Source organism: Alloacidobacterium sp. (assembly GCF_035631355.1).
Classification (GTDB): domain Bacteria; phylum Acidobacteriota; class Terriglobia; order Terriglobales; family Acidobacteriaceae; genus Alloacidobacterium.
Genome location: NZ_DASQIX010000011.1, coordinates 74,214 through 96,217, shown reverse-complemented (window position 1 = coordinate 96,217; position 22,004 = coordinate 74,214). Strand labels below are relative to the sequence as shown.

The following is a 22,004-nucleotide window of genomic DNA, read 5'->3' as shown; positions in this document are numbered from 1 at the left end:
ATGACTATGGAGTCTTAACTGTATCGCCTGTCTGGGGCTTGCCCGACCCACTGAACGCCCCGACTGCTGAGGTTGCATCCACGCTGGTAATGGTAAGCTGGCCGATCGAGTTCTCAATCGAGCGCAGCGGCTTGCCGGTTGCAGGATCCTTCACTACGCGAACCACGCGCGAAACCGCCAGCTTGTCCCCGACCTTAACGCCCGCCGAGCTGCCAACGTTGATAATCACGCTGTCCGACGCTGACGCATCAGCCACCAGGCCGTTGACGGTGACCACCGGAGCGGTAATGGTAGGCAGCTTGGCGCTGTCTGCGTTCAGGTTCTGCGCCAGGTCTGCTACGGCTTGCGATGTCGCTTCGCCGATAATGGTCTGAGCAAAGTTGCTGCTGCCCATCCCAGCTTCGCCGCCGCCATAGCCGCCTGTTCCCGCGCCGCCCGCAAGCAGATTTGTGCCCGAGCGCTTCGACTCGCCCTTGCCTGTTGCTGAAGCCAGAATCTCAGCCGTATTGACGTCGATCATGCGCGCCGTGATAGCAACCTCGGCTTTGGCGCTGTGCGTACCTACGCCGCCCAGCCCATAGCCGCTGCCCCATTTACCCAGCATGCCGCCGACGTTCTTGCTCTGATCATCGCGGCCAAACTGGGTAATGTCGCCGGTGATCACAGCGTCCACGCCAAGAATGTGGCCGATCTTCGCAGCGGTGTTTGCATCGGCGCGATTGCTGTTTGAGAAATTCTGCTCGTTCAGAATTTTGTCGATCTGGTTTCGCTCGATCACGCGGTAGGTGCCGTCGTTCACCAGCTTGTCAATCAGCATGTCGCTGATGCCTTTGCCGATATCGACATTTGTGCCGAAAACCGCCTGGGACGCCGTCATCACGGTCGCATAGTTGAAATCGAGCACTGCAACCTTGTGCCGTTGGCCCGTTGGCTGAGCCGCCTGCTGGGCCGGGGCCGGTTGCTGCGCTATAAGCGCAGAGCCCATTACTAGGAACGAAAGAATTGCCGGAACTACTTTACGCATTGCCACTGTCTCCTACTTGATGTTCAAGAACTTTTCCAGAGTTGCTACTTCCGTGTCGGCGCGGTCCATGTAGCTGTCGGCCGTCTGAAGATCATTTTGGTTGAGGGCGCGGCTCGCCTCGCTCATAGAGCTGTTCATTCGGTTCAGCGAGCCCAGAATGTCGCCGCGAATGTCGAAGCCCTGCGCCTGCTGCTGGCTGCGAAGCTGCTGTACGCCGCTGCGCGCCGCATCCGCGCGTGCTTCAAGGTTGGCATAGCGGTCATGCGCATCGCGGATTTCCTGCGGCGAAGGCCCTGCAGGTGCCGCCTGAACAACCGGCGCAGAAGCCGATGGCTGGGCCGTCGCGACAGCCGTCTTCTGCTTGAGGACTAGAGCATGTTGTGAAGAGACAGTTGCGGCGTCGCTCGGTTGTGCTGCCGGAGTGGTCTGATTTACCGGAGGAGTCGTCTGCGGCGTCGCCGTGCTTAACGGATTCGCCTGCTGGGACGCGCCGGTTGCGGGAGCGCTCGGCTGTGCTGTACCGGCGTCAGGCGTGGTTGCCGGAGTCTGCGTGTCCGTTGCAACCGCAGGTTTCGGACTGGCATTCGTCTTAAAAACATGAGGCAGCAGCGTGGCGGCTGCTACCAGCGCCAGAATCGCCGCCACTGCGCCCAGCCCAATCCACAATCCGCGATGACTTTTGCTGTCGGTCGGCGCAACAGCAACCGGAGCAAAGCCCTGCTGCGGAGGTAGTGGAGGCGCAGCCTGCGGAAGCGGCTGCGTTGCAGGAGTCTGCTGCGACAGATCCTTCAGCGCATTGCGGAATTCCTCCGCTGTCTGGAAACGCCCATCAGGCACCTTGACCATGGCGCGCAGGACAATATCGTTCAACTCAGCAGGAAGCGCGGGGTTGACCTGCACCGGGGGTGTTGGAGCTTCATTCAACTGTGCATTCAGAACGCTGTAAGATGTGTCTGCCTGGAAGGGCTTACGCCCGGTAAGCATCTCGTACAGCGTCACACCAAACGAATAGATGTCCGACCGCGCATCTACCGTGCCGCCGCGCACCTGCTCAGGAGACATGTAGTACACCGACCCCATTGTCGTTCCAGGCCGCGTCAGTTGCATGTCATTGGTCGACTTGGCAATGCCGAAATCCATCAGCTTTACCAGCCCATGCGAGGTAATCATGATGTTCGCGGGCTTGATATCGCGATGGGTCACGCCCTTGCCATGCGCATAGCTCAACGCCGAAAGCACCTGCGTCGAATATTCGAGGACCCGGTCAAGGGGAATCCGCGTCTGCGAGGCCAGAGTCTCCAGCGTTGTGCCTTCGACGAACTCCATAACCATGACGAGCTGGTTCTGGAACTGGAACGCCGTCCGCAACTGCGCGATGTTTGGGTGTTCGAGCCCGGCCAGCGTGCGGATTTCCGCCATAAAACGCGCCGCGAGATCTGGCTCGGAAGAGTATTCGGGAAGCAGGACCTTCATCGCCTCTTCCCGGTTCGAGATGATGTTGCGAACCCTATACACGCGGCCCATGCCGCCTGCGCCTAATAGCGCGACGACTTCATAGTCGCCAATGCGCTGGCCTGCCTCTAACGCCATAATGGGGGCCTCTACGGATGAATTTGTGCCGGGGGAGCGAACGGAGCCGTACTGCTGAACGCCCAGAGTTTACTCCATTTCAGAGCGCTTGGCGCGTAAAAAATGGGTTCCGGGAGACTCCTGTTTCTGCCCTGACCGGCTGTTTTCCGCTCCGGGAAATAGTGCAAAGAAGGCATGTACCGTTGCATCTGTTCTCCGCGCTTGAACTAAGCCGAAGAAATCCTCTTCGCACCTCGGCATTAACTCGGCGATCCTCCGCGGTAAAGCTGTTTACGCGTACTAGTTAGAAAAGGCGTATTCCACCTTTACAGGCGCTTCCCACTTCTGGCAGTCTTATCCAACACTCTTCTTTGTAAACGCAAATGAACTGGTACTATTTGCGAGCGGGATGAGTCTCTCAACAAATGGAAAGCCAGACTGGATTGAAGCTCGAAGTCGCTGCCTTGACTGACGTTGGCTGTAAGCGCACCAACAATGAAGACAATCTGGGCTACGACCTCACCGCCCAGCTCTTCGTCGTCTGCGACGGAATGGGAGGCATGGCCGCCGGCGAAGTGGCCAGCAGCACCGCTGTCGGAACTTTGCTGCGCGCGTTCAGCGAATCCACCGCATCTTCCGCAACTATCGAAGAACGCCTCTACAGCGCCATTACGCAGGCCAATCACGAAGTCTGCGCGCTCTCCCAAGCCAATGAAGAAATGCGCGGCATGGGCACCACGCTGGTTGCCGCCGGCCTCGACGGCCGCAAAATCGTCATCGGCAACGTGGGCGATAGCCGTGCCTATTTCCTGCGCGACGGCGGCTGCGTGCAGATCACGCTCGACCACTCGTATCTCGCTGAACAAGTCCGCAACGGCGTCATGACCGCAGACGACGCCGGGGCTTCACCGCTGCAATCACTCATTACCCGCGCCATCGGAACCGCCGAGACCGTCGAACCCGACCTTTTCAGCGCTGCGCTTGAACCGGGCGACATGGTCCTGCTTACCACCGACGGTCTCACCCGCTACGCCGACGCCGAACTCATCGGCCAACTTGTTCTCACCCACACCGATCTGCAGGAAGCCTGCCAAGCCCTCATCAACACCGCTAAAGAACAGGGAGCAGTGGACAATGTGACGTGCCTGCTGCTGCGATTTTCTGAAGAAGATTCAGCCGCGTAGCTTGGCTTGAGCACACATATTGATTTGTCATCCTGAACGGAGCGCGCAGCGCGCAGTCGAAGGGCCTGCGGTTTCTCAGCAACGGCACAAACATCGGGTGCCCCATCCTTCGCAAAGCGAAGGGTGGGAAGGATAATATGTCAGAAGGTATGTGATGCAGAATCCAGGGAGCATGTCCAAATCAGCCAAACCATCCGGTTCAATCAACAGATTCATCGGACTGCTGGCAGGCCGGACAAAGAAAATCGCTACCATCAAAGAAATCAACGAAGCGGCTGCGCAAGGTTGGGCGGGCAAAACGAGAGTCGTGACCTCAGTAACGAAAGTTCAGCAGCGCGAAAGCGACTGAAGCCGGTAATTCACCGAAATTTTATCGGCCATCACTATGAGGACGAACCAGCTGCTCGAGGTAGCAAGAGGAATCTGCCCGATGAGCATATCGATCGCCGCAAATATCCATAGTGCGCCGGATTTGTAGATGCGGAACCTCATCGAAAATCCCTCAATCCTATGTTTTCCCCTCGCTCACTAGGATGCAGAAGGGCCCGATTCCGCATGGCGACTTGAAAGAACCGGGGAAGATGAGTTTTAGCTGACGCACAATCCCAAACATAAGGGCCCTAGCCCAAAGCAGACTCGACTTGGAAAGTAAGCCGCTTGGGCGCCACCTGAAGATAGCTGGCCGTGACCAGATCCCGAACCTCGTTCCAATCGATCTTTCCACGATCCAGGCGAAGCCCGACCCATCCCCTGGGTCCGACGTAGGCAGGCAGGTAAAACTTCCGCGGATGGGCAGCGGCAAGAGCGTTATTTTCGCCTGGCAGCGCCTTCGTGCAAACAGAGACGATCCCATCCCCATGATGGTCGTTCAGAAAGTAGACGAATTTCTTCTTGCGAACCGTGAAGGCAGCGTGCCGACCCATGTCGGTCCGCGAGCCCTCAGGGAGGGCAAGGCAGATCGCCGCCAGTTTTGCGAGCCTGGGGTCGTCGGCGCTTTTCATTTCTGAGAATCGGCTTAGTGGCCGACTTCTGAAACACAGCGCATCGCCAATCCACCCGGCGTCAGCAGCCCGGCATTTGTTCCGGAAAGCTCGATGCGAACCACGAGCGGCGAATTGTCGACCACGATTGGGGTACCGGCAATCTCCAGCGGATAAGCCAGTCGTACCGGCGGCCCCGCCTGTTCCACCTTGCCCTTGTCGATCAGGTGGAAGAGCGCCCAGGTGCCGTTGAACTGGAGCGGCAGGCTACCCGACGAATAGTTGGCCGTGACCTGCGCCATCTGCGCCGTCTGCGCCGACCAGTTGAATGGCTTTGAGATGCTGGCGCCTGAGAGCCGCTGTGCATCAACCGCGAGCGTCACGCTCTGGATGCCTTTTGATGGCAGGATGTTCGCCGTGAAGGTCAGGGTAGGCGAAGTCGAGCCCGCCGGGTAGAGTGTGCCTGACAGCGCTGCCGCCTGGTTGAAGAAGCGCACAAACGCTGGATTCAGCTTGATGGGAGCGTTCGGCGCTGGAACGTAGGTCGTGCCTTGCTGCTGAAGCAGCGGCTTGAGTGTCCCATCATAGAACTGCCACAATGATCCAGTCCCTGGCTGGAAGACAGCAGAGACCTCGGCCGTGCTGGCCTCAACCGTCGAGTTCGGCGCAAAAGGAAACTTCGTCATCAGCGCGTTGAACCCGGTGCAGAATGCTTTGCCGCCGCCATTGGCCTGCTCGGGCCGCGCTCCGCGCACTGCGTCTTCGACCGAATTAATTGGGGCCTGCATCAGTGCGATCACTGTCTGTTCGACGTGCGCCTGCGGGTCGATATTGAAGGACTGCGACGCTTGCGAAACCGCTCCATGCGCGGTCACCGCAGCGCCGATGATCGGCTGTGCAGCATTTGGGTCATTGGGATTCGGGCTCTGCGCCACCTGCGATACCGCACCCTGCAAGCCGACCAGCGCATTGATGTATCCGCTATTGCCCTGCGAGATCAGCTTGTCAGTGCAGTCTGGGGGAACCAGCGCCTGCGCCGGTTGAAACTCCTTCGAGATGTCCTGATTGGCAACCGCCGTATTGTGCGACGCCGTGCAGACAAGTGCCAGCAGCGGGGAAGTGGGGTTCGATAGAATCTGCAACTTCTGGCCCGCGTCCGGCAGTCCGCGATAGCGGACAACGGAAGCCTGCTTCAGGAAAGTACGCCACTCGTTCTGGTAGTCAGCGAGATAGCGTCCTGCAAGCTGCTGTGTCAGCGTCGCACGGTCCAGTGACGGCGGGGCCTGGTCGCCCAGCACCCATGCCTCACCGCTGAAGTAGCGGTCGGGATGCAGGATCGCGTCCTGCATAAATGCAAAGCCGTTGCGCGAGAAAGCACCGGGAACAATGTGCGGTTCGATAACAACCGCGGAAGATCCAGGATAGGCCCGGTTGAAATCAATCGGAAGATTTGCCTTGTTCGCTGCGGCCAGCATGTTCTGGTAAATGCGGTCGTATCCGCCAAAGCTGCCGAGATATGTGCGCGCATGCGTCACCACCGGCATTGCTGGAGTGATGGAATATGGATTCCCACGCTTCAATTCGTTGGCGTAGAAATCGAATTGCTGCTGTGCAAGCTGCTTCTGCTCGTCGGTTTCAGGAGTGCGGCCATTCAGCCAGTACTGCATCAGAACAGGTGTCAGGAAATCCGCTGTGCTCTTATCCGGGTTCGACGTTGTGATGAGATATCCGCGCAGCGGATTATAGGCCGCCGAATAGTCCGCGCCCGCTGCCGGAGTCGCTGGAAGCCCACCCAGCATGGCAACGATGTTGCTCTGCGTGTTGGTGAGCAGCAGCCGCTGGAAGCGGTCAAAGTAGATGCGCCGCGCTGCATCGAGCAGATCGTTGCCGTGGTAGATTCCCCAGCGGTACATCAGCGGCGGCCCGTTCTGCTGGTAGCCCTCGAGCTGAACAATAGCTGATCGGAGCTGGTCAAGCGACGACAGGTCCTGTGTGGAAGCAAGCATGGTCGCAGGCACAGTCCGCGAAGGCAGCGCTTGAGCGGCTGATGAAATCTGCTTTTCCAGATGTGAGTTGTTGCCGTAGGAAATGATGAGGCACAGTAGGTAAATCAGCAGCAGCGCTGAAACAGTGCCGAAGACAATGCGCCGAAAAGTATGCGTGCGTCCGCTGTTGCTGGTGCTGGAAAGCGCGCTGCGGTCCTGCAGAATGGCGATAGGGAACAGCTTCGGCAGGAATGTCCACTGCGCGATCTTCTGCGCCACAACCTGCGGCGTCGGGGCAGCTTGCGCAGCCTGCATCTGCTGGACGGAGAACATCCGCGTTGCGCCCGCATCCGCAGGCGCGGCCTGCTGCACTGCAGCCGGAGCGCTGACCATTTGCTCCACCACATGCGCGCGCACGCCGGTAAAGTAGAATCCGCGCAGGTATGGATTCGCATTCAATTGGCTGGGCCGCGTTAATTCAACCAGATAGGACGAAAGATTATTCCGGAGCTTGCGCAGCTCGCGCGGGAATTCATACACCGGATCGATATTGCGTTGATCATTCTCGCGGGACAGCATCTCCAACCGGTATTCGCCAAGCGAGAAAATCAACTGGTCAAGCGAATTTGTAACTTCGCGAGTGGCCTGTTCCGCATAGAGGCCGCTGGAGACACCGCTGCGCGCCAGAGGGATGCCAAGAACCTGCGAGGCTTCTTCATTCGTGAGATTGCGGACGTATTCCGTGAAACCGGGAACGCGGTCGAGCTTGGTCAGGATGACGTAGACCGGAACTTCCGTGCCAAGCTGCTGGGCCAGGTTGCGCAGCATCTCGTTGGTTTGCCGCGCTGATGCGGCGACAGCTTCCGTGGCCTGAGCGCCGAGAAAATGTTCGCAATTCATGCAGACCACAGCCGCGCGAATAGGCGCTTGCGATCCCATCGCTGCGCGATATGCCTTGGGGCGCGTCCGGCGAATCAGCTTTGCCCACAGCGCCGGGCTTTTGCGGACAGCATCGCCGGCCTCGACAATCACGCATTGCTGCGTGTACCAGAGATTTGCAACCGGCGTGGCTACAATATCCTGATCTCGATACATCTGCCCGGCCAGAAGCTCAGGATCAAGCCCGGACTTCATCACAATGGTCGTTTTGGCGGCGTTCGATTCGCCCAGCATATAGAGCAAGGGAAGGGAATCGAGCGTCTTCGCGCCGGTGCGCTGCGCTGATGCAAGTTTCTTCTCGGCATCACGCAGAAGCGTGTCCAGTTCCGTATTGCCTTGAATATTTTTTGTCGAGCCTTCGCGCTTCCGTTTGCGGAAATGCAAAACCAGAATGATCGTCGCTGCCACAACCCCGAGCAGAACAAAGATCACCCGCAGAATGGTGAGCGCCGTACCTTCAACATGAAGGATCGGACCGGCCATCCATGCCAACCCAAGCGAGAGAAGAAAAATAATGATCGAAATGATGATCGAAACCACAACCGACTCCTAGCGAGCGTTCAGGCTGCTGTTCTGTATTTGGGAGACGCCGGAACCAAGAACAATTTCAAATCCGCCAAAGGCCAGCACCGTCAGCCCGGCCAGTACACAGGCGGTAATCAGCAAACTGCGGGCCCATGCGTCTTTTGCGCGGGTGGGCTTTACTTCCGGCGCGGGCATTGGCGGAACGAGATACGCCTGTCCACGAATGCGCTGGATCTTTTCGCGCGCCTGCCGGAGAAGCTGGTGCAACTCGCCGCTGTCGCCCAATGCATAGCGTCCGCGATAACCCATCTGCAGAACCAGGCAATGCAGTTCGAGCGCGTCGGCCACTTCCGTCGAATCGGGCCTGATAAGCAGGTTGCGGAGGTTGACGAAGAACGTTTCACCGGCAAGATGCCCGCCAAAAAGCTCTTCCTGCAAGGGACGCCGCGCCCAGTCGGCAAATACGGGACTTTGCAAATTTAGAACGCTCTCATCGAGATACGCGACCGCCGCGAAGACGCCCATCTGCACGGTTTCGCTGGTGTAGCCGACGGATTTCGCTTCCTGCATGGCGGCCTGCAATGAGCGCCGCATCTGCGCGCGAAAGCTTTCCGAATCCTGCACCTGCTGGCGCTGGAAGCGCACGCGCAGAATCGCGGTAAGGACTTCTTGAAACGAAAACGCCAGGCTGTTGACGCGGGCAGTGCTCATCAGGACGCCTCCACAATCACGGTAAGGTCAAATTCCGGTTGCGCGATCTCGCCCGGAATGTACACGCCAACCTTGCGGGTCTGAAGAATATGCTCCCAGCAGGGTCCCGTAGTCTCAACTGCGAAATACTGCATGTCCGCCTCGGCGCGGATGGCTGTTGGCGGCACAGGCAGATGCGCCAGCGTCATCCCCGGCAGGGCGCGCTTCACGAGTTCCGGAACAAAGCGCGAAGAGCAAACTTTAACCAGACGCGGCGTCATGGTCAGCAGCGCAGACTCGCCCAGGCTGGAGCGGATGCCCAGAACCCAGCGGGCGCGGCGCAGGCAGCGCTCATCGATAACATCGGCTTCATACATGTATGGTTCTGTCGGTTTGAAGTTCAGCGCGACCGTGTTCGACGGCACAACGATTTCAAGGTGCTTTTTAATGTGCGCGTCGAGCGCGCGAAATGCCGGGCCGGGATCGCGATGGTTGTAGGAAGGCAGCGTGCGCGGATCAGAATCGACGGCAAACGTGCACAGCGCTCCGGCCAGCCGCGACAATTCGATGAACAGTTCCTCGGGATGCGCGTGCTTGGTGGCGCTCAAGTGCTGCAATGGCGGAATGGCATTGTGCAGCGCATGCAGAAACCAGTAGTTGGCGACATCTAACGCGGATGTCCCGGCCTCAAATCGCCCATGGCGGTGCGCGCTGCGGCCGATGGTGGCGCTTTTCTCTCCTATCGTATCGACCAGGCGTTTGAAGAGCAGCATCAACTGCTCGCTCGCGCTGGCCCGCAGGCAGGTGGGGATGAATTCCTCATCGTAGATCAGGTGTCCCCGTCCATCGCGCACCACCTGGGCAATCGGAATCGACTGCATCTCTGGAGTCAGCTCTGCTTCTGTAACTACTCGAATGTTTTTCTGCCCCAATTCGATCTCGCGCTCGTCAATGCCGTTGGTTTCATCGCGCAGAACGCGTTGCATGCGGGCGTAGCGCGTGCCATTGGCAGCGCCGCTTAAGTCGCAATCAAAACCGTTGTCTTTGCGTGCGGGAACAGCGAGATATAGCGGCAGAACCGCGTCCGTTGAAGGAAAAACCTCAGTCAGATTGCGCGCCGCTGGAGGCGGATCAGAATTGGGCAGCTCAAACGTCAGTCCATCAGGAAAAATGCCAGAGGCGTGCAACACAACAGCGCTGCCGTTGCGGATAGCCTTCTGGTCCAGTTCAAAGTGCAGAAATCCCCAGGGCTCGTGCCACAGGCTGGTGACAAGGAATGCAATCGAATCTTCAAAATACCGGCTCTGGGTTTGAAAATGGTGTGGCCCCAGATACATGCCTTCGGACCAGACCACACGCGACAGAAATTTCATAAATATTGAACCATCAGGCGAATCGGCGAAACGTTGTTAATGATTGGCGCACAACCTCTAAGGCTGTAATGAACGACGCTTTACAGCATAGTGCACACGTCGCGATTTTAGTTTCTGTTGCTTGAATTTTCTGTGGCCAATTCGTGTGTGCATCGTAGGGTGTCAGGGCTTTACTGTCAAGATTTTGCGATGTAAGCTGAGACACCAGAAACAAGACCACAACCCAATGCCTTGGTGCGCACAGCATGGACTCATCTAAACCACCATTCGACAGTCCCAATTTTTCCGGTTCCGGTGAGCCATCCGCGAACGAATCGACCAGCGCGACAGGCATGTTCGGAAAAATTGCGCCTCAACCCGCGCAGCCCGCGAGTGAAGATGACCTGCTTCAGTCTCTGCTGAAAGCTGGATCAACGCCGCAGGCTCCTGCCCCTGCTCCGCCTCCAGTAGCGGCCCCATCGACTGGGAGCCCGGGCAGTTTTACGCAGATGTTCCAGTCGCTCAAATCGGCTGAACCGCAAGCTGCACCACCAGAAAACATGGCCCCGACAGCGCCTTTGATTACGCCGGTAACACCAATGCCATCGCCGAGGCCCCCAGCTGATCTGACGAGCGTTTTCAGCCCGGTCTCCATCCCTAAGCCGGCTGCGCCTCAACCAGATCCAGCGCCAGTGGGGCAAAAGCCGGGTGAATTTACTCAGCTTTTGCGGACGTTGAACAACCCGATTCTTAAGCCTGAAAACGCTCCCACGCCAACAGCAGAACCAGCGCCGCCTCCAGCCGCGCCGGGGAGCTTTACGCAGATGTTTAAAACGGCCTCTGCACAGGCTGCATCACAGGAATCCGGATTTACCCCAGCACCTGCCCCAATAGTGGCGCCATCAACGCCTCCGCAGGTTCCACCTGTCAGCCAGCCTGCGTCCTCTCCGGGCTCGTTCACGCAGATGTTTCAATCGCTTTCTTCGGCGAAGCCTCCTGAAGCGTCTCCCGTACCCCAGCCTGTTCAGCCAGTGCCAGTCGCGCCTGCCGCTCCGCCTCAGCCGGTAGCTGGAGGTTTTACCCAGATGTTCCAGTCCATGGCGCAGCCAAAAGAGCCGACGCCAACGTCTGCGCCACCTCTACCAGCCACACCATTCGAACCGCCTGCAGCCGCGCAGCCGAAGTCTGGCCCCGGTTCATTCACGCAGATGTTCTCGCAAGTCAGCGGCCAGAACGCTCCTGCTGAAGACCCGCTTACTTCACTAAAGCAACAGCCGCCATCTGTGCCATCCAATTTTCAGTTTTCAGCGCCCGCGCCTGCGAACCCTAATCCGTTCGGAAGCGCTCTGAGTCCAGCTCCTGCTACGCCACCTGCGCAGGGCGGATTCACCCAGCTTTTTCAGGCCCTCGGAAAAGAAGAAGCACCCAAGATAAAAGAACCGCCACCGCTGATGCCTTCGCCTCTGCCGGCAGCGGCTCCCGGACCTCCGGCAGCCGGTGGCTTTACTCAGCTGTTGCGCACCCTGAACGCTGAACAGGCCCAACCACCGACGCAGTCAGCGCCTCCGCCGATGGCCGCTCCTGTCCCATCAACGCCTGCACCCATGCCATCGAGTGGTCCCGGCGAATTTACCAGAGTCATTTCGAGTTCGATGCTGCGCGAAGCGCAGCAGGGGCAGGGCGTGGCTCCCGGCACTCCGCCCGTCATGCCGCCGCCCGCACAGGCAGGAGGTGGCCAACCCGGCTTCCAGATGCCGAAGATTCCCGGCGTTACGCCGCCACCCATGCCTCAAATGCCCCAGATGCCGCAAATGCACGCCGGAGGAGCGGGCGGAGCAGCGCCGCAGATGCCGCACTTCCAGCCACCGGCATTCCAGTTTCCGCCGGTTGCTCCACCTGCGGCAGCGCCACCGCCTCCTGCGCCCAGTAAGCTGCAGCAATACCTGCCGCTGATCCTGATTGTGAATGTCTTTGTGTTGATCGTGGTGATCCTGATCGTGGTCTTCGCTTTAAGGCATCACTAGTCCGGATTGGCGAAAAGAATAATCAGCTCCATGTCCGGATTGGGAATCTCACCCGGCACATAGACGCCGAAATTGCGCGCCCGAAGTACTGCGTCCCATACCGGACCGGTGCGGTCCACGCTGAAATACTGATAGCGCAGCTTTACCGGAATTGCCCGCGGCGGCACTGGGACGTGCGTAAGCGCAAGCCCCGGCAGGGCCTGACGAATCAGTTGCTCGATGTGAGTGGCTGAGCACGTTTTTGCCAGGCTTGGTGTGCGCCGGATCAGTTCCGCTTCCGGCATGTCTGCGGAAATAGCCAGATAGAAGCGCGAATTCTCGAAGTATTGATCCTTGTCGATGGCTGTTGCGTAAATCGAATCGCGCAGCTGTTTCAGTGGCAGCGCCACGAAATTGCTCGGCACGACAGTATCGAGAAGCTCCGCAATAATTGCGTCGAGCGCGATGAAGCATTTCCCCTGGTCTTCGTGCTCGTACTGCGGCAGGTCGCGTGGTCCAATCTTCTGGGAGAAAGTCGTCAGCGCGCCGGCCAGCGACAGCATTTGCAAATACAACGATTCAGGATGGACATGGCTCGTTTCCAGTAGATGCCGGAAGCTCGGCAGGTGTGAGTTCATCGTATAAAGCAGCCAGAAGTTGGCCACGTCCGAGGCGCTGAAATCGGCCAGCGATTGATTGCGCTGCCTCCGCGATCCGGCGAGCTGGCTGCTGCGAGCCACCAGCACTTCAATCAGGCCGCGCAGAATCCCTGACAGCAATTCGCTGCCTTTCACATTCAGCATCGGCGGAACAAACTTCGGGTCCAGCTTGTATCCGCCCGCTTCCGTCCGCTCGATCCTCGCCAGCGGCAGCAGCACTGAGCCTTCGAGATTTTCCCCATCCGCAAGAATCTGCAGGTTCTTGCGCGCCAGCGACACCGGCTTCTCGATCCCCGAGCTGTTTTCATCGCGCAGCATTTGCAACTCTGCGTAGAAGCGCGTATTCATGCCTCCGCCGCGTTGCAACCCTACGTTAATCCCGCCGGGCCGCTCCTGCGGGACCGCGAGATAGAAAGAGCAGTTTTCCTGCCCTGGATGGAAGCACTCTTCAAGAGTCCGCGAGCGCGGAGCAGCGTCTGACGAGGGCAGATCCAGTAGAAGTCCGTCGGGAAGGACACCCGATGCTTCCGAGATGCTCAGTTGGCCTTCGCTCAGAGCGGTGCCGTCAATCTGCAGGGAGGTAAAACCCCAGTAACGAAACGAAAGCGCTTCTACAAGAAAGCGAAGGCTTTCCTCGAAAAAACGGTCCTGCGCCTGCAGGTGCTGGGGGGAAAGAAATACGCCTTTTGACCAGACAACGGGCTGCAACTGTCGCATATGTTTTAGGAATCCTGTTCGGGGTTTGAGTATACAGGGATGGTGAATCCCACAATACGAAACGCTTCAAATCCGGACAAATCCACATGAAACGGTTTGAACTTGACACCCACCATAGGGCAGTTAATAATTGGCCCGCTCTCGTTAGAGGCAAAATTTACGTTCCCCAAACGAAGGACATGGATAATAGCGAGGGGACGTAGTGGGCTTCTCCAGGATTAAACCTGCAGAACGAGTTTTGATTCGAATCAAGGGCGGGCGGTGCCTCCGCGCGTCTATCGAGGAATAGAGAAATGGCTAAGGAAAGTACGCAGCATAAATTGGACCGCGTCCGTTCGCCGCGCGTGCACATCACCTACGATGTTGAGATCGGCGATGCGATCGAACTGAAGGAGCTGCCCTTTGTCATGGGCGTGCTCGGAGACCTTACCGGCCAGCCCGAACAACCGCTTGCCGCCTTGAAAGACCGCAAATTCGTAGAAATCAATCCCGACAATTTTGACACTGTATTGAAGGGAATGCAGCCCCACCTGGCGTACTCTGTCGCCAACAAGCTGAGCGACGATCCCAACGCCGGGCAGATTGGCGTCAACCTGAAATTCGAGAGCCTTGACGATTTTTCGCCGGAGAACGTGGCGAAGCAGGTTGGGCCGCTGAAGGAGCTGCTCGATCTGCGCCAGCGCCTCTCTGATTTGCGCGGCAGCCTGCAGGGCAACGACAAGCTCGATGAGGCCTTGTTTGATGCTGTTTCGAATACGGAGAAGCGCGAGAAGCTTCGCGGCGAGCTGGGTACCACCGGGGGTGACAAATGAGTACAACCAATACCGCTGCTGCCGCCGCAGGGCAGGCAGTCGAACAGACTTCAGAGCAGTCGCTGCTTGACCAGATAGTCTCGCAGGGCCGGTTTACCCGCGACGCCGCAACGCTTGAGCGCGGTCGCGACATGGTCAAGGAGTTCGTCTCGCAGGTGCTCGAAGGGCATATGACCCTTAGCCGCGACGCCGAGGCCACCATACAAGCCCGCATCGCGCAGATCGACCACCTCGTCTCGCTCCAGTTGAACGAGGTGATGCACTATCCCGCCTTCCAGAAACTTGAAGGTACTTGGCGCGGACTGAAGTATCTGCTCGACCAGTCCGAAACCAGCGAAATGCTGAAGATCAAAGTGCTCAACGTCTCCAAGCGCGAGCTGCTCAAGGACCTGCAGCGCGCACCGGAATTCGACCAGAGCGCTCTCTTCAAGAAAGTCTACGAAGAGGAGTTCGGCGTCTTCGGTGGCGCTCCGTTTGCTTCAGTGATCGGCGATTATGAATTTGGCCGTGGTCCGGAAGACATGGAACTGCTGGAAAGAATCTCGCAGGTTGCTTCCGCCGCCCATGCGCCATTCCTCTCAGCTGCCAGCTCGGAACTGCTGAACTTGAGCAGCTATACCCAGTTGGGCGCACCTCGCGACATCGGGAAAATCTTCGATTCGACCGAGTATGCCAAGTGGAAGTCCTTCCGCCAGTCGGATGATTCCCGCTATGTGGCCCTGACGCTTCCTCATGTGCTCATGCGTCTGCCCTATGGCAAAGACACCAAGCAGATCGACGCCTTCGACTATGAGGAAGGCGTGGACGGCAGCGATCATTCAAAATACCTGTGGGGCAATGCGGCCTACGCGCTGGGCGCAAGACTCACCAACTCCTTCGCCAAACATGGCTGGTGCGCCGCCATCCGCGGCGTGGAAGGCGGCGGTCTGGTAGAAGGCATGCCGGCGCATACTTTCCGCACCGACGAAGGCGATGTCGCGCTGAAGTGCCCGACAGAAGTCGCTGTCACCGACCGCCGCGAGAAGGAATTGGCTGATCAGGGTCTGGTGCCACTGGTGCACTGCAAGGGAACTGACTATGCGGCCTTCTTCAGCGTACAGACGGCCAACAAACCGAAACTGTACGACAAGGACGCCGCCAATGCGAATGCGCGCCTGTCCGCGCAGTTGCCTTACATTCTCGCCATGTCTCGCTTTGCTCATTATCTGAAGGCGATGATGCGCGACAAGATCGGCAGCTTTATGAGCCGCCAGGACTGCGAGCGCTTCCTCAACCAGTGGATCATGAACTATGTCTGCTTGGATGACGACGCATCGCAGGCGGCAAAGGCGAAACTGCCTTTGCGCGAGGCCGCGATTCAGGTCTCCGAAGTTCCCGGCAAGCCGGGAGCGTATCGCGCTGTCGCGTTCCTGAAACCCCATTTCCAACTCGACGAGCTGTCTGTCTCGCTCCGTCTTGTGGCCGATCTGCCGGCATCGGCAAGGAAGTAATAACCCAGCCGGGACTATAGGATCCCCCTTGCCCTTGTGGCGGCGAAGTACAAATGAAAGGAGCCAGAAATGGCAGTAGATTATTTCCTCGACCTTGATGGGATTCCCGGTGAATCTCAGGATGAAAAATTCAAAAACAAGATTCAGCTTCTGAGCTGGAGCTGGGGAGCTTCCAACATCTCGTCGGTTGCCGGGACCGGTGGATCGGGCGCCGGTAAAGTTGATCTGTCGGACTTCAGCACGATGACGTTCTTCGACAAGTCAACGCCTAAGCTGTTCAAGTCTATCGTGAAGGGCACGCACATCACCAAGGGCACCCTGAGCGCGGTCAAGTCCGGCGCGGACGGCAAGCCCTATCTGAAGGTAAACTTCACGGAGATATTCATTACCGGTCTGCAGATGTCGGCTTCTTCTGAAGTTCCCAGTGTCAGCGTTTCCTTCACTTATAACGAAATCGGCCTTGACTACTACACGCAGGACGAGAAGGGCAATGTCGCCAGCGTCGGCGAAGTCAAGTACAGCACGAAACAGAACAAACAGTCGTAAGGCGGTTTGGATGGACGGGCTCTCTTATTACCGCGATGGCCAGCTTCAGCTGGCCATCACTGCGCTTGGCGACGAGTTGAAAAAACAGCCGCTCGACGTCAAGCGCCGTACATTTCTGTTTGAATTGCTGTGTTTTGCCGGTGAATACGACCGCGCCAGCAAGCAGCTCGACATTTTGTCGGATGCAAACAAGGAAGCAGCCGCCGGAGCTCTGCTTTATCGCGCCGCTCTTCACGCCGAAAAGACCCGGCAGGAGATGTTCACCAAAGATGAGCTGCCCCTTGGGACAACGCATCCGGCCCCGCCCGGATCATTGAACGGCGAGGAGTTTGCGACCCTTGAAGATGCTGATCCGCGTATCGGCGCGCATCTCGAAGCATTCATCGCCGGCAGCTATACCTGGATTCCGCTGGCCTATGTCGAATCTGTCGAGGTACAGGCGCCAAAGAAGTTGCGTGACCTGATGTGGGCGCCTGCAATTCTCCACACCACTGAAGATTTTCGCCTGCAGGACCTGGGCGAAATTTTGATTCCTGTGCTTGCGCCGCTTTCCTGGAAGCATCCTGACGATGCTGTCAGGCTGGGCCGCGCAACGGCATGGGAAGACAACGAGAAATATGGGGCCGTTCCCTACGGCCAGAAAATGCTGATGCGAGGGGAAGAGGAAGTGCCGTTCCTTGAGCTGCGCAATCTGACCTTCCATCACGCTGTCAAAGCTCAGGAGACGGCTGAAAGTGCCACTTCGTGATGACCTGCTGAATCCGATTCCGGGTGACAATCCTTCCGGGGCCAACCTCCGCTACGAAAAGATCTACGACCAGATCAAAGAAGCGCGGATCGAAGATGACGAGAGCCTTCCCAGTGGGGCGTGGGAACGCCAGGTAAAAAAGGCCGACTTCAACCTCGTCATTAAGCTGGCCGGTGAAGCTCTGGCCACGAAAAGCAAAGACCTTCAACTGGCGGCGTGGCTTACCGAGGCCCATGTCAAGAAGGAAGGTCTGTCTCTTGTCGAACCTTGCTTCAAGCTCCTGCAAGATTTGCAGGAACAATTCTGGGACACGATCTATCCCGTCATCGAAGACGGAGACGTCGGAATGCGCGCTACGCCGGTCGAATGGGCTGCCAACCGCGTTGCCGACCTCGTACGTCAGGCCCCTATCACTAAAAAGGGGCTGAATTTCTTCCAGTACAAGGAATCGCGCACCGTCGGCTATGAGATTGATGTCGAGGCCAGCGACAGCAAGCGCGAAGCACGTCGGCAGGCCATCGAAGATGGCAAGACCACTGGCGAGGATTTCGATGCGGACTTCGCGGCAACGTCGAAGGCGTTTTACGTCGGTCTTCATGACTCTCTGCAATCCACTTTGACAACGCTTGAGACGCTGCAGGAGTTCTCTGAGCAGAAATACGGCAGCGAGGGACCAGCCTTCAGCAAGCTGCGCACTTCGATTCAGGAAGTCGATCAGGTCGTTAACAGCCTGCTCACTGAGAAGAGAAAGCTGGAACCTGATCCAGTAGACGAAGGAGCGGTCGCAGGAGCGGATGGCGAAGCGGGGACAGAAGAAGGCGGCAACGCGCTGGCTGTCTTGCAGGCGGGAAAAGGGAAGGCCCTTTCCGCATTTGCCATGAGAAATGCCGGATTTGTTTCCGCCAAGCCAACGGATTGGAGCGATGCCGTCAGCCGCATCCGTGAATGTGCGCAGTTCATTCAGGAAGAGCGTCCTTCCAGCCCGGCAACTTTTTTGCTGCAGGCTGTTGTCCAACTGGGCGAAATGGGCGAACAGGACGACCTTGCCCGCGAAATGATTCGCCAGGGACAACTGCCGCAGGCCATCCAACTGCTTTTGCGTGATGCTGCGCGGCAACCCAATGGACGCGCGCGTTTCCAGAGCAGGCTGCACATCGCCCAGCTTTGTGTTGATTCCGGCGAGAAAAGAGTTGCGATTCGCGTGTTGGACGAGCTGGTCAAGGAGATTGACGAGCGCAAGCTGGAAGAATGGGAGGCGGGTGAACTGATAGCGCAACCCCTGGCGCTGCTGCTCAAATGCCTTGAGTCCGATGATGACGGTAGAAGGGAAGAGCTGTTCTCACGTCTTTGCCGTATCGACCCCATAGCGGCGCTGAATGTTTCACACTAATTTGATCGGAGTTCGCCGGCTTGGCACGTTCAGCTACAGAAACGCTGGTCACGCAATCGGTCCTTGACCGCCTGATGGCGGTTGAGGACTGGCCGGCCACGCGCGCCCAGTCTCTTCGCTATTTTAAAGAAGCCCTGAAGCGCGATCTCGAATGGCTACTCAATACCCGCCAGCCTCCTATACCTGAGTTGGCCGGCTACGAGTTGGCAAAAGCCTCCACCATCAACTATGGCCTTCCCGATATTTCCGCGATGGGGTTGAACTCAGCATCAGACAACCGCCGCCTGCGCCTCTCCGTCGAGGCATGCCTGCGAAATTACGAGCCGCGCCTGACCGACGTGCGCGTCACCCTCGAAAAAGGCGATGTTGCGGACCGGCGTCTCCGTTTCCACATTGAAGGCAGCATGAAGCTGGACCCGGCCCCCGAAGAAATCTCCTTCGATACAGTGCTCGAGCTCACCAGCGGTGAGTACAAGGTGAAATAAGGCGATGCGCGAAGAACTGCTTGAATACTATGAGCGCGAGCTTGCTTACGTCCGGCAGCTCGGGGCGCAGTTCGCGCAAAAATACCCGCGCGTCGCCAGCCGCCTTCTGCTTGAACCCGACCGTTGCGACGACCCGCACGTCGAGCGCCTGATCGAGGCCTTCGCCTTTATGGCGGCGCGTGTCCATCTGCGCATCGATGACGACTTTCCGGAAATCACCTCGGCCCTGCTCGGCATCGTTTCGCCGCACTACCTGCGGCCCATTCCGTCGATGTCAATTGTCGAATGCCAACTCGACCCGGAGCAGGGAAAGCAGACAACCGGCCTCAAGGTTCCCGCCGGAACGCAGCTTGCCACCAAGCGTACCTTCGATGGGCTGCCGTGCCGCTTCCGCACCTCATATCCGGTGCATCTGTGGCCATTTACTGTCGGCGAATGCGAGTGGCGTCATCCTGAGCGCCTCGCCCAGCCCATTCGCGTGCATGGAGCGGCGGGCGTCATCCGCATGCGCCTCGACTGCGCTCGCGATGTCTTCTTTGACAAGCTCCAGGTCGAGAACCTGATGTTTCACCTTACCGGTGAAACCAACGTCGTCCACACGCTCTACGAGTTGCTGTGCAGGAACTGCATGGCCATCTTCGTGCGCGACCCGCTGCAGCGCGGCGGAAAAGTTGTCCCCATCGCAACTACGCAGCTAAATCCAATGGGATTTGAAGAAGACGAAGCGCTCCTGCCATATCCCAGGCGCTCCTTTGAAGGCTATCGTCTGCTGCAGGAGTACTTCACCTTTTCGGAAAAATTTCTCTTCTTTGAGTTGGACGGCCTGGAGGCCATCCATGAAGCAGGTTGCAAAGAACAGGCTGAAATCCTCTTCTACTTCTCGCGCTTTGACCGCCCTGAGCGGCAGCAGGACCTTGAGATGGGTGTTACCTCGCGGACGCTGCGCCTGGGCTGCACGCCAATTATCAACCTCTATCCTCAAACTGCCGAGCCGATCCTGATTACGCACACCAAGCACGAATATCCCATCATTCCCGACGTGCGCCATCAGGAGACCACCGAGATTTTCGCCATTGAAGACGTGATGGCCTCGAACACCAGCCGCCGCGAGAGCATTGAGCTTGATCCGCTGTATGCCTATCGTTTCGAGGGTCGCAGGGCTACCGGACGCACGTATTGGCATTCCATGCGCCGCCAGAATGTTCTAGGCGAGCGCGAGCCTTCCACGATGCACATCTCGCTCGTCGACGTAGATGGACAAGTTACGCATCCCGACGCCGAAGTGCTCACCGTTCGCACTACCTGCTCGAATTTCGATCTGCCGTCGCGTCTGCCCTTCGGACTTGAAGAAGGCGATTTCTCGGCAGAGGATTTCCCGGCAATACAGAGGATCATCGCGCTGCGCCGCCCGACACCCAGCTACGACCCGCCGGATGCGAAAGGCCAGCTCTGGCGGCTGGTCTCGCAGCTTTCGCTCAACTATCTGTCGCTGGCGGAAGAAGGCGTAACGTCGTTTCAGGAAATCCTGCGGCTGCACAACTTCACTGACTCGTCGTATCTGGAAAACCAGATTGGCGGTATTACCGCCTTGTCTTCGCGCCCGCACTTCGCCATCATGCAGTCCGGCTTCGGAAATATTCCCGCGCGCGGCATGAGGCTCGAAGTAGACTTCGACGAGCGTCAGTTTGTCGGCGGCGGCGTATATCTTTTTGCTAATGTCCTCGACCGCTTCCTTGGGAACTACACCTCCATCAACAGCTTCTGCCAGTTGGCGGCGCGCACCAATCAGAGAAAGGAGATGCTTGGCGAATGGCCACCCAGAGCAGGGAACAAACCGCTACTCTGAACATCGAGCTGAAGACTGCGCCTGAGTTTCAGCGTCTCGCTGATCTGCTGGAACGCGACCCCTACAGTGTCCAGTTCTTCCAGGCCGTGCGCCTGCTTGAGCGTCTCTATCCGGAGCGCCGTCCCGTCGGCCTGTTCGTTGCTCCCGGCTCGGAAGTCGTGCGCTTCTCATCGGTGCCAACATTTGCCTTCCCGGCGAGTGAACTCCAGGGACTAGAAAAAGGCAAAGACAGCCAGATGAAGATGTCCGTCAACTTTATGGGACTTTGCGCCGCAATCGGCGCATTGCCGCATGTCTACACAGACTTCCTGCAGGAGCGTGCAAAGGCCAAAGACCGTGGCCCCGGAGACTTCTTCGATCTCTTCAACCATCGCATCATCTCGCTTTTCTATCGCGCATGGCAGAAGTACCGTTTCTATGTCGCATACGAGCGCACCGGCGCGGGCGACGACGTCATCAGCACGCGGCTTCTCGATCTCATCGGACTGGGCACCAAGGGTCTCCAGCGGCGGATGGACATCTCCGACGCCGCCTGCCTCTACTACACTGGCCTGCTCGCGCACCGCCGTCCCACTGCCCAGGGCCTCAAGCAACTGCTCGAAGATTACTTCGCTGTCCCGGTCGAGATTCATCAGTTCACCGGGACATGGAACCGCCTTCCTCCCGAAAACCAGTCTTTCCTGCGCGACGCTGGACTCTTCTGCGAGCGCCTTGGCATGGGCACCATTGTTGGCGACGAGGTATGGGACCAACACGGCACGGTCACCATCCGTCTCGGCCCCATGAGGTTCGAGCGCTATCAGCAGTTCCTGCCCGGCGGCGACGCGCACCGCGACCTGCGCTCCTGGCTGCGTTTTTATGCCAGCCGCGAATTCGATTTCATCGTCCAGCTTGTTCTCAAGCGCGAGGAAGCACCCGGTATGGAGCTTGGCATTGCCGGTCCCGGCTCATCGCGCCTGGGGCTGGTGAGCTGGATCAAAAACCGTCCGCTCAACCGCGATCCGGACGAGGCCACATACAAGTTGTCTTAACCGCTTTTCATTTCATCGGGGGAGTAAGA

18 protein-coding genes are annotated in these 22,004 nt (G+C 58.2%); 10 read left to right on the top strand and 8 right to left on the bottom strand.

Going from position 1 to position 22,004, the window contains the following annotated elements:
- Positions 1 to 4: 4 nt before the first annotated feature.
- Both VEV40_RS03660 and VEV40_RS03655 read right to left on the bottom strand, forming a co-directional pair.
- On the bottom strand, positions 5 to 1,024 hold the full coding sequence (locus VEV40_RS03660) for a CsgG/HfaB family protein (protein WP_324830243.1): 1,020 nt from the start codon (positions 1,022 to 1,024) through the stop codon (positions 5 to 7).
- A gap of 12 nt (positions 1,025 to 1,036) precedes the next feature.
- Entirely contained in the window at positions 1,037 to 2,614 is a 1,578-nt protein-coding gene (locus VEV40_RS03655) for a serine/threonine protein kinase (RefSeq protein WP_324830242.1), read from the bottom strand.
- A 404-nt stretch (positions 2,615 to 3,018) separates the two neighbouring features.
- Between VEV40_RS03655 and VEV40_RS03650 the strand changes: the two genes are divergently transcribed.
- Positions 3,019 to 3,777 carry a Stp1/IreP family PP2C-type Ser/Thr phosphatase gene (locus VEV40_RS03650; RefSeq protein ID WP_324830241.1) on the top strand — a complete coding sequence of 253 codons (759 nt, stop codon included), beginning with the start codon at positions 3,019 to 3,021 and terminating at the stop codon, positions 3,775 to 3,777.
- A 327-nt stretch (positions 3,778 to 4,104) separates the two neighbouring features.
- Here VEV40_RS03650 and VEV40_RS03645 read toward each other — a convergent pair whose 3' ends face one another.
- The 5 genes from VEV40_RS03645 to tssK (VEV40_RS03625) all read right to left on the bottom strand — a co-directional run bounded on the left by VEV40_RS03645 (position 4,105) and on the right by tssK (VEV40_RS03625) (position 10,269).
- Positions 4,105 to 4,269, bottom strand: coding sequence for a hypothetical protein (locus VEV40_RS03645; RefSeq protein WP_324830240.1), 165 nt, complete (start codon positions 4,267 to 4,269; stop codon positions 4,105 to 4,107).
- 128 nt (positions 4,270 to 4,397) lie between these two features.
- Positions 4,398 to 4,778, bottom strand: a complete 381-nt coding sequence (locus tag VEV40_RS03640; protein WP_324830239.1) for an MmcQ/YjbR family DNA-binding protein — start codon at positions 4,776 to 4,778, stop codon at positions 4,398 to 4,400.
- Between the two features lie 14 nt (positions 4,779 to 4,792).
- Positions 4,793 to 8,221 carry an ImcF-related family protein gene (locus tag VEV40_RS03635; protein WP_324830238.1) on the bottom strand — a complete coding sequence of 1,143 codons (3,429 nt, stop codon included), beginning with the start codon at positions 8,219 to 8,221 and terminating at the stop codon, positions 4,793 to 4,795.
- Positions 8,222 to 8,230: 9 nt separating this feature from the next.
- Positions 8,231 to 8,917 (bottom strand): DotU family type IV/VI secretion system protein, encoded by a 687-nt coding sequence (locus VEV40_RS03630; protein ID WP_324830236.1) that lies wholly within the window; start codon positions 8,915 to 8,917, stop codon positions 8,231 to 8,233.
- Positions 8,917 to 10,269, bottom strand: coding sequence for a type VI secretion system baseplate subunit TssK (tssK, locus tag VEV40_RS03625; protein ID WP_324830235.1), 1,353 nt, complete (start codon positions 10,267 to 10,269; stop codon positions 8,917 to 8,919). The genes VEV40_RS03630 and tssK (VEV40_RS03625) overlap by 1 nt, the downstream gene beginning before the upstream one ends.
- Before the next feature lie 245 nt (positions 10,270 to 10,514).
- On the opposite strand from tssK (VEV40_RS03625), the gene VEV40_RS03620 reads away from it, so the two are divergent.
- Positions 10,515 to 12,272: a hypothetical protein gene (locus tag VEV40_RS03620; RefSeq protein WP_324830234.1), complete on the top strand. Its 1,758-nt coding sequence runs from the start codon at positions 10,515 to 10,517 to the stop codon at positions 12,270 to 12,272.
- Here the strand turns inward: VEV40_RS03620 and tssK (VEV40_RS03615) are convergent.
- The gene (gene tssK, locus VEV40_RS03615) at positions 12,269 to 13,627 is read right to left on the bottom strand and encodes a type VI secretion system baseplate subunit TssK (protein ID WP_324830232.1); all 1,359 of its coding nucleotides are present in this window, start codon (positions 13,625 to 13,627) and stop codon (positions 12,269 to 12,271) included. The genes VEV40_RS03620 and tssK (VEV40_RS03615) overlap by 4 nt on opposite strands.
- A 293-nt stretch (positions 13,628 to 13,920) precedes the next feature.
- Between tssK (VEV40_RS03615) and tssB the strand changes: the two genes are divergently transcribed.
- The 8 genes from tssB (at position 13,921) to tssG (ending at position 21,975) form a co-directional block, all read left to right on the top strand.
- Positions 13,921 to 14,439, top strand: a complete 519-nt coding sequence (tssB, locus tag VEV40_RS03610) for a type VI secretion system contractile sheath small subunit (RefSeq protein ID WP_324830230.1) — start codon at positions 13,921 to 13,923, stop codon at positions 14,437 to 14,439.
- Positions 14,436 to 15,929 (top strand): type VI secretion system contractile sheath large subunit, encoded by a 1,494-nt coding sequence (gene tssC, locus VEV40_RS03605; protein WP_324830228.1) that lies wholly within the window; start codon positions 14,436 to 14,438, stop codon positions 15,927 to 15,929. Before tssB ends, tssC begins: the two co-directional genes overlap by 4 nt.
- A 69-nt stretch (positions 15,930 to 15,998) precedes the next feature.
- Positions 15,999 to 16,475, top strand: coding sequence for a type VI secretion system tube protein Hcp (locus VEV40_RS03600; protein ID WP_324830226.1), 477 nt, complete (start codon positions 15,999 to 16,001; stop codon positions 16,473 to 16,475).
- 10 nt (positions 16,476 to 16,485) lie between these two features.
- Entirely contained in the window at positions 16,486 to 17,223 is a 738-nt protein-coding gene (locus VEV40_RS03595) for a type VI secretion system accessory protein TagJ (protein WP_324830225.1), read from the top strand.
- Complete coding sequence (tssA, locus tag VEV40_RS03590; RefSeq protein WP_324830224.1) at positions 17,210 to 18,613, top strand: type VI secretion system protein TssA; 1,404 nt, start codon at positions 17,210 to 17,212, stop codon at positions 18,611 to 18,613. The genes VEV40_RS03595 and tssA overlap by 14 nt, the downstream gene beginning before the upstream one ends.
- A gap of 20 nt (positions 18,614 to 18,633) precedes the next feature.
- On the top strand, positions 18,634 to 19,098 hold the full coding sequence (tssE, locus tag VEV40_RS03585; RefSeq protein WP_324830222.1) for a type VI secretion system baseplate subunit TssE: 465 nt from the start codon (positions 18,634 to 18,636) through the stop codon (positions 19,096 to 19,098).
- Between the two features lie 4 nt (positions 19,099 to 19,102).
- Complete coding sequence (tssF, locus tag VEV40_RS03580; RefSeq protein ID WP_324830221.1) at positions 19,103 to 20,944, top strand: type VI secretion system baseplate subunit TssF; 1,842 nt, start codon at positions 19,103 to 19,105, stop codon at positions 20,942 to 20,944.
- Complete coding sequence (tssG, locus tag VEV40_RS03575) at positions 20,908 to 21,975, top strand: type VI secretion system baseplate subunit TssG (protein WP_324830220.1); 1,068 nt, start codon at positions 20,908 to 20,910, stop codon at positions 21,973 to 21,975. Before tssF ends, tssG begins: the two co-directional genes overlap by 37 nt.
- Positions 21,976 to 22,004 lie beyond the last annotated feature (29 nt).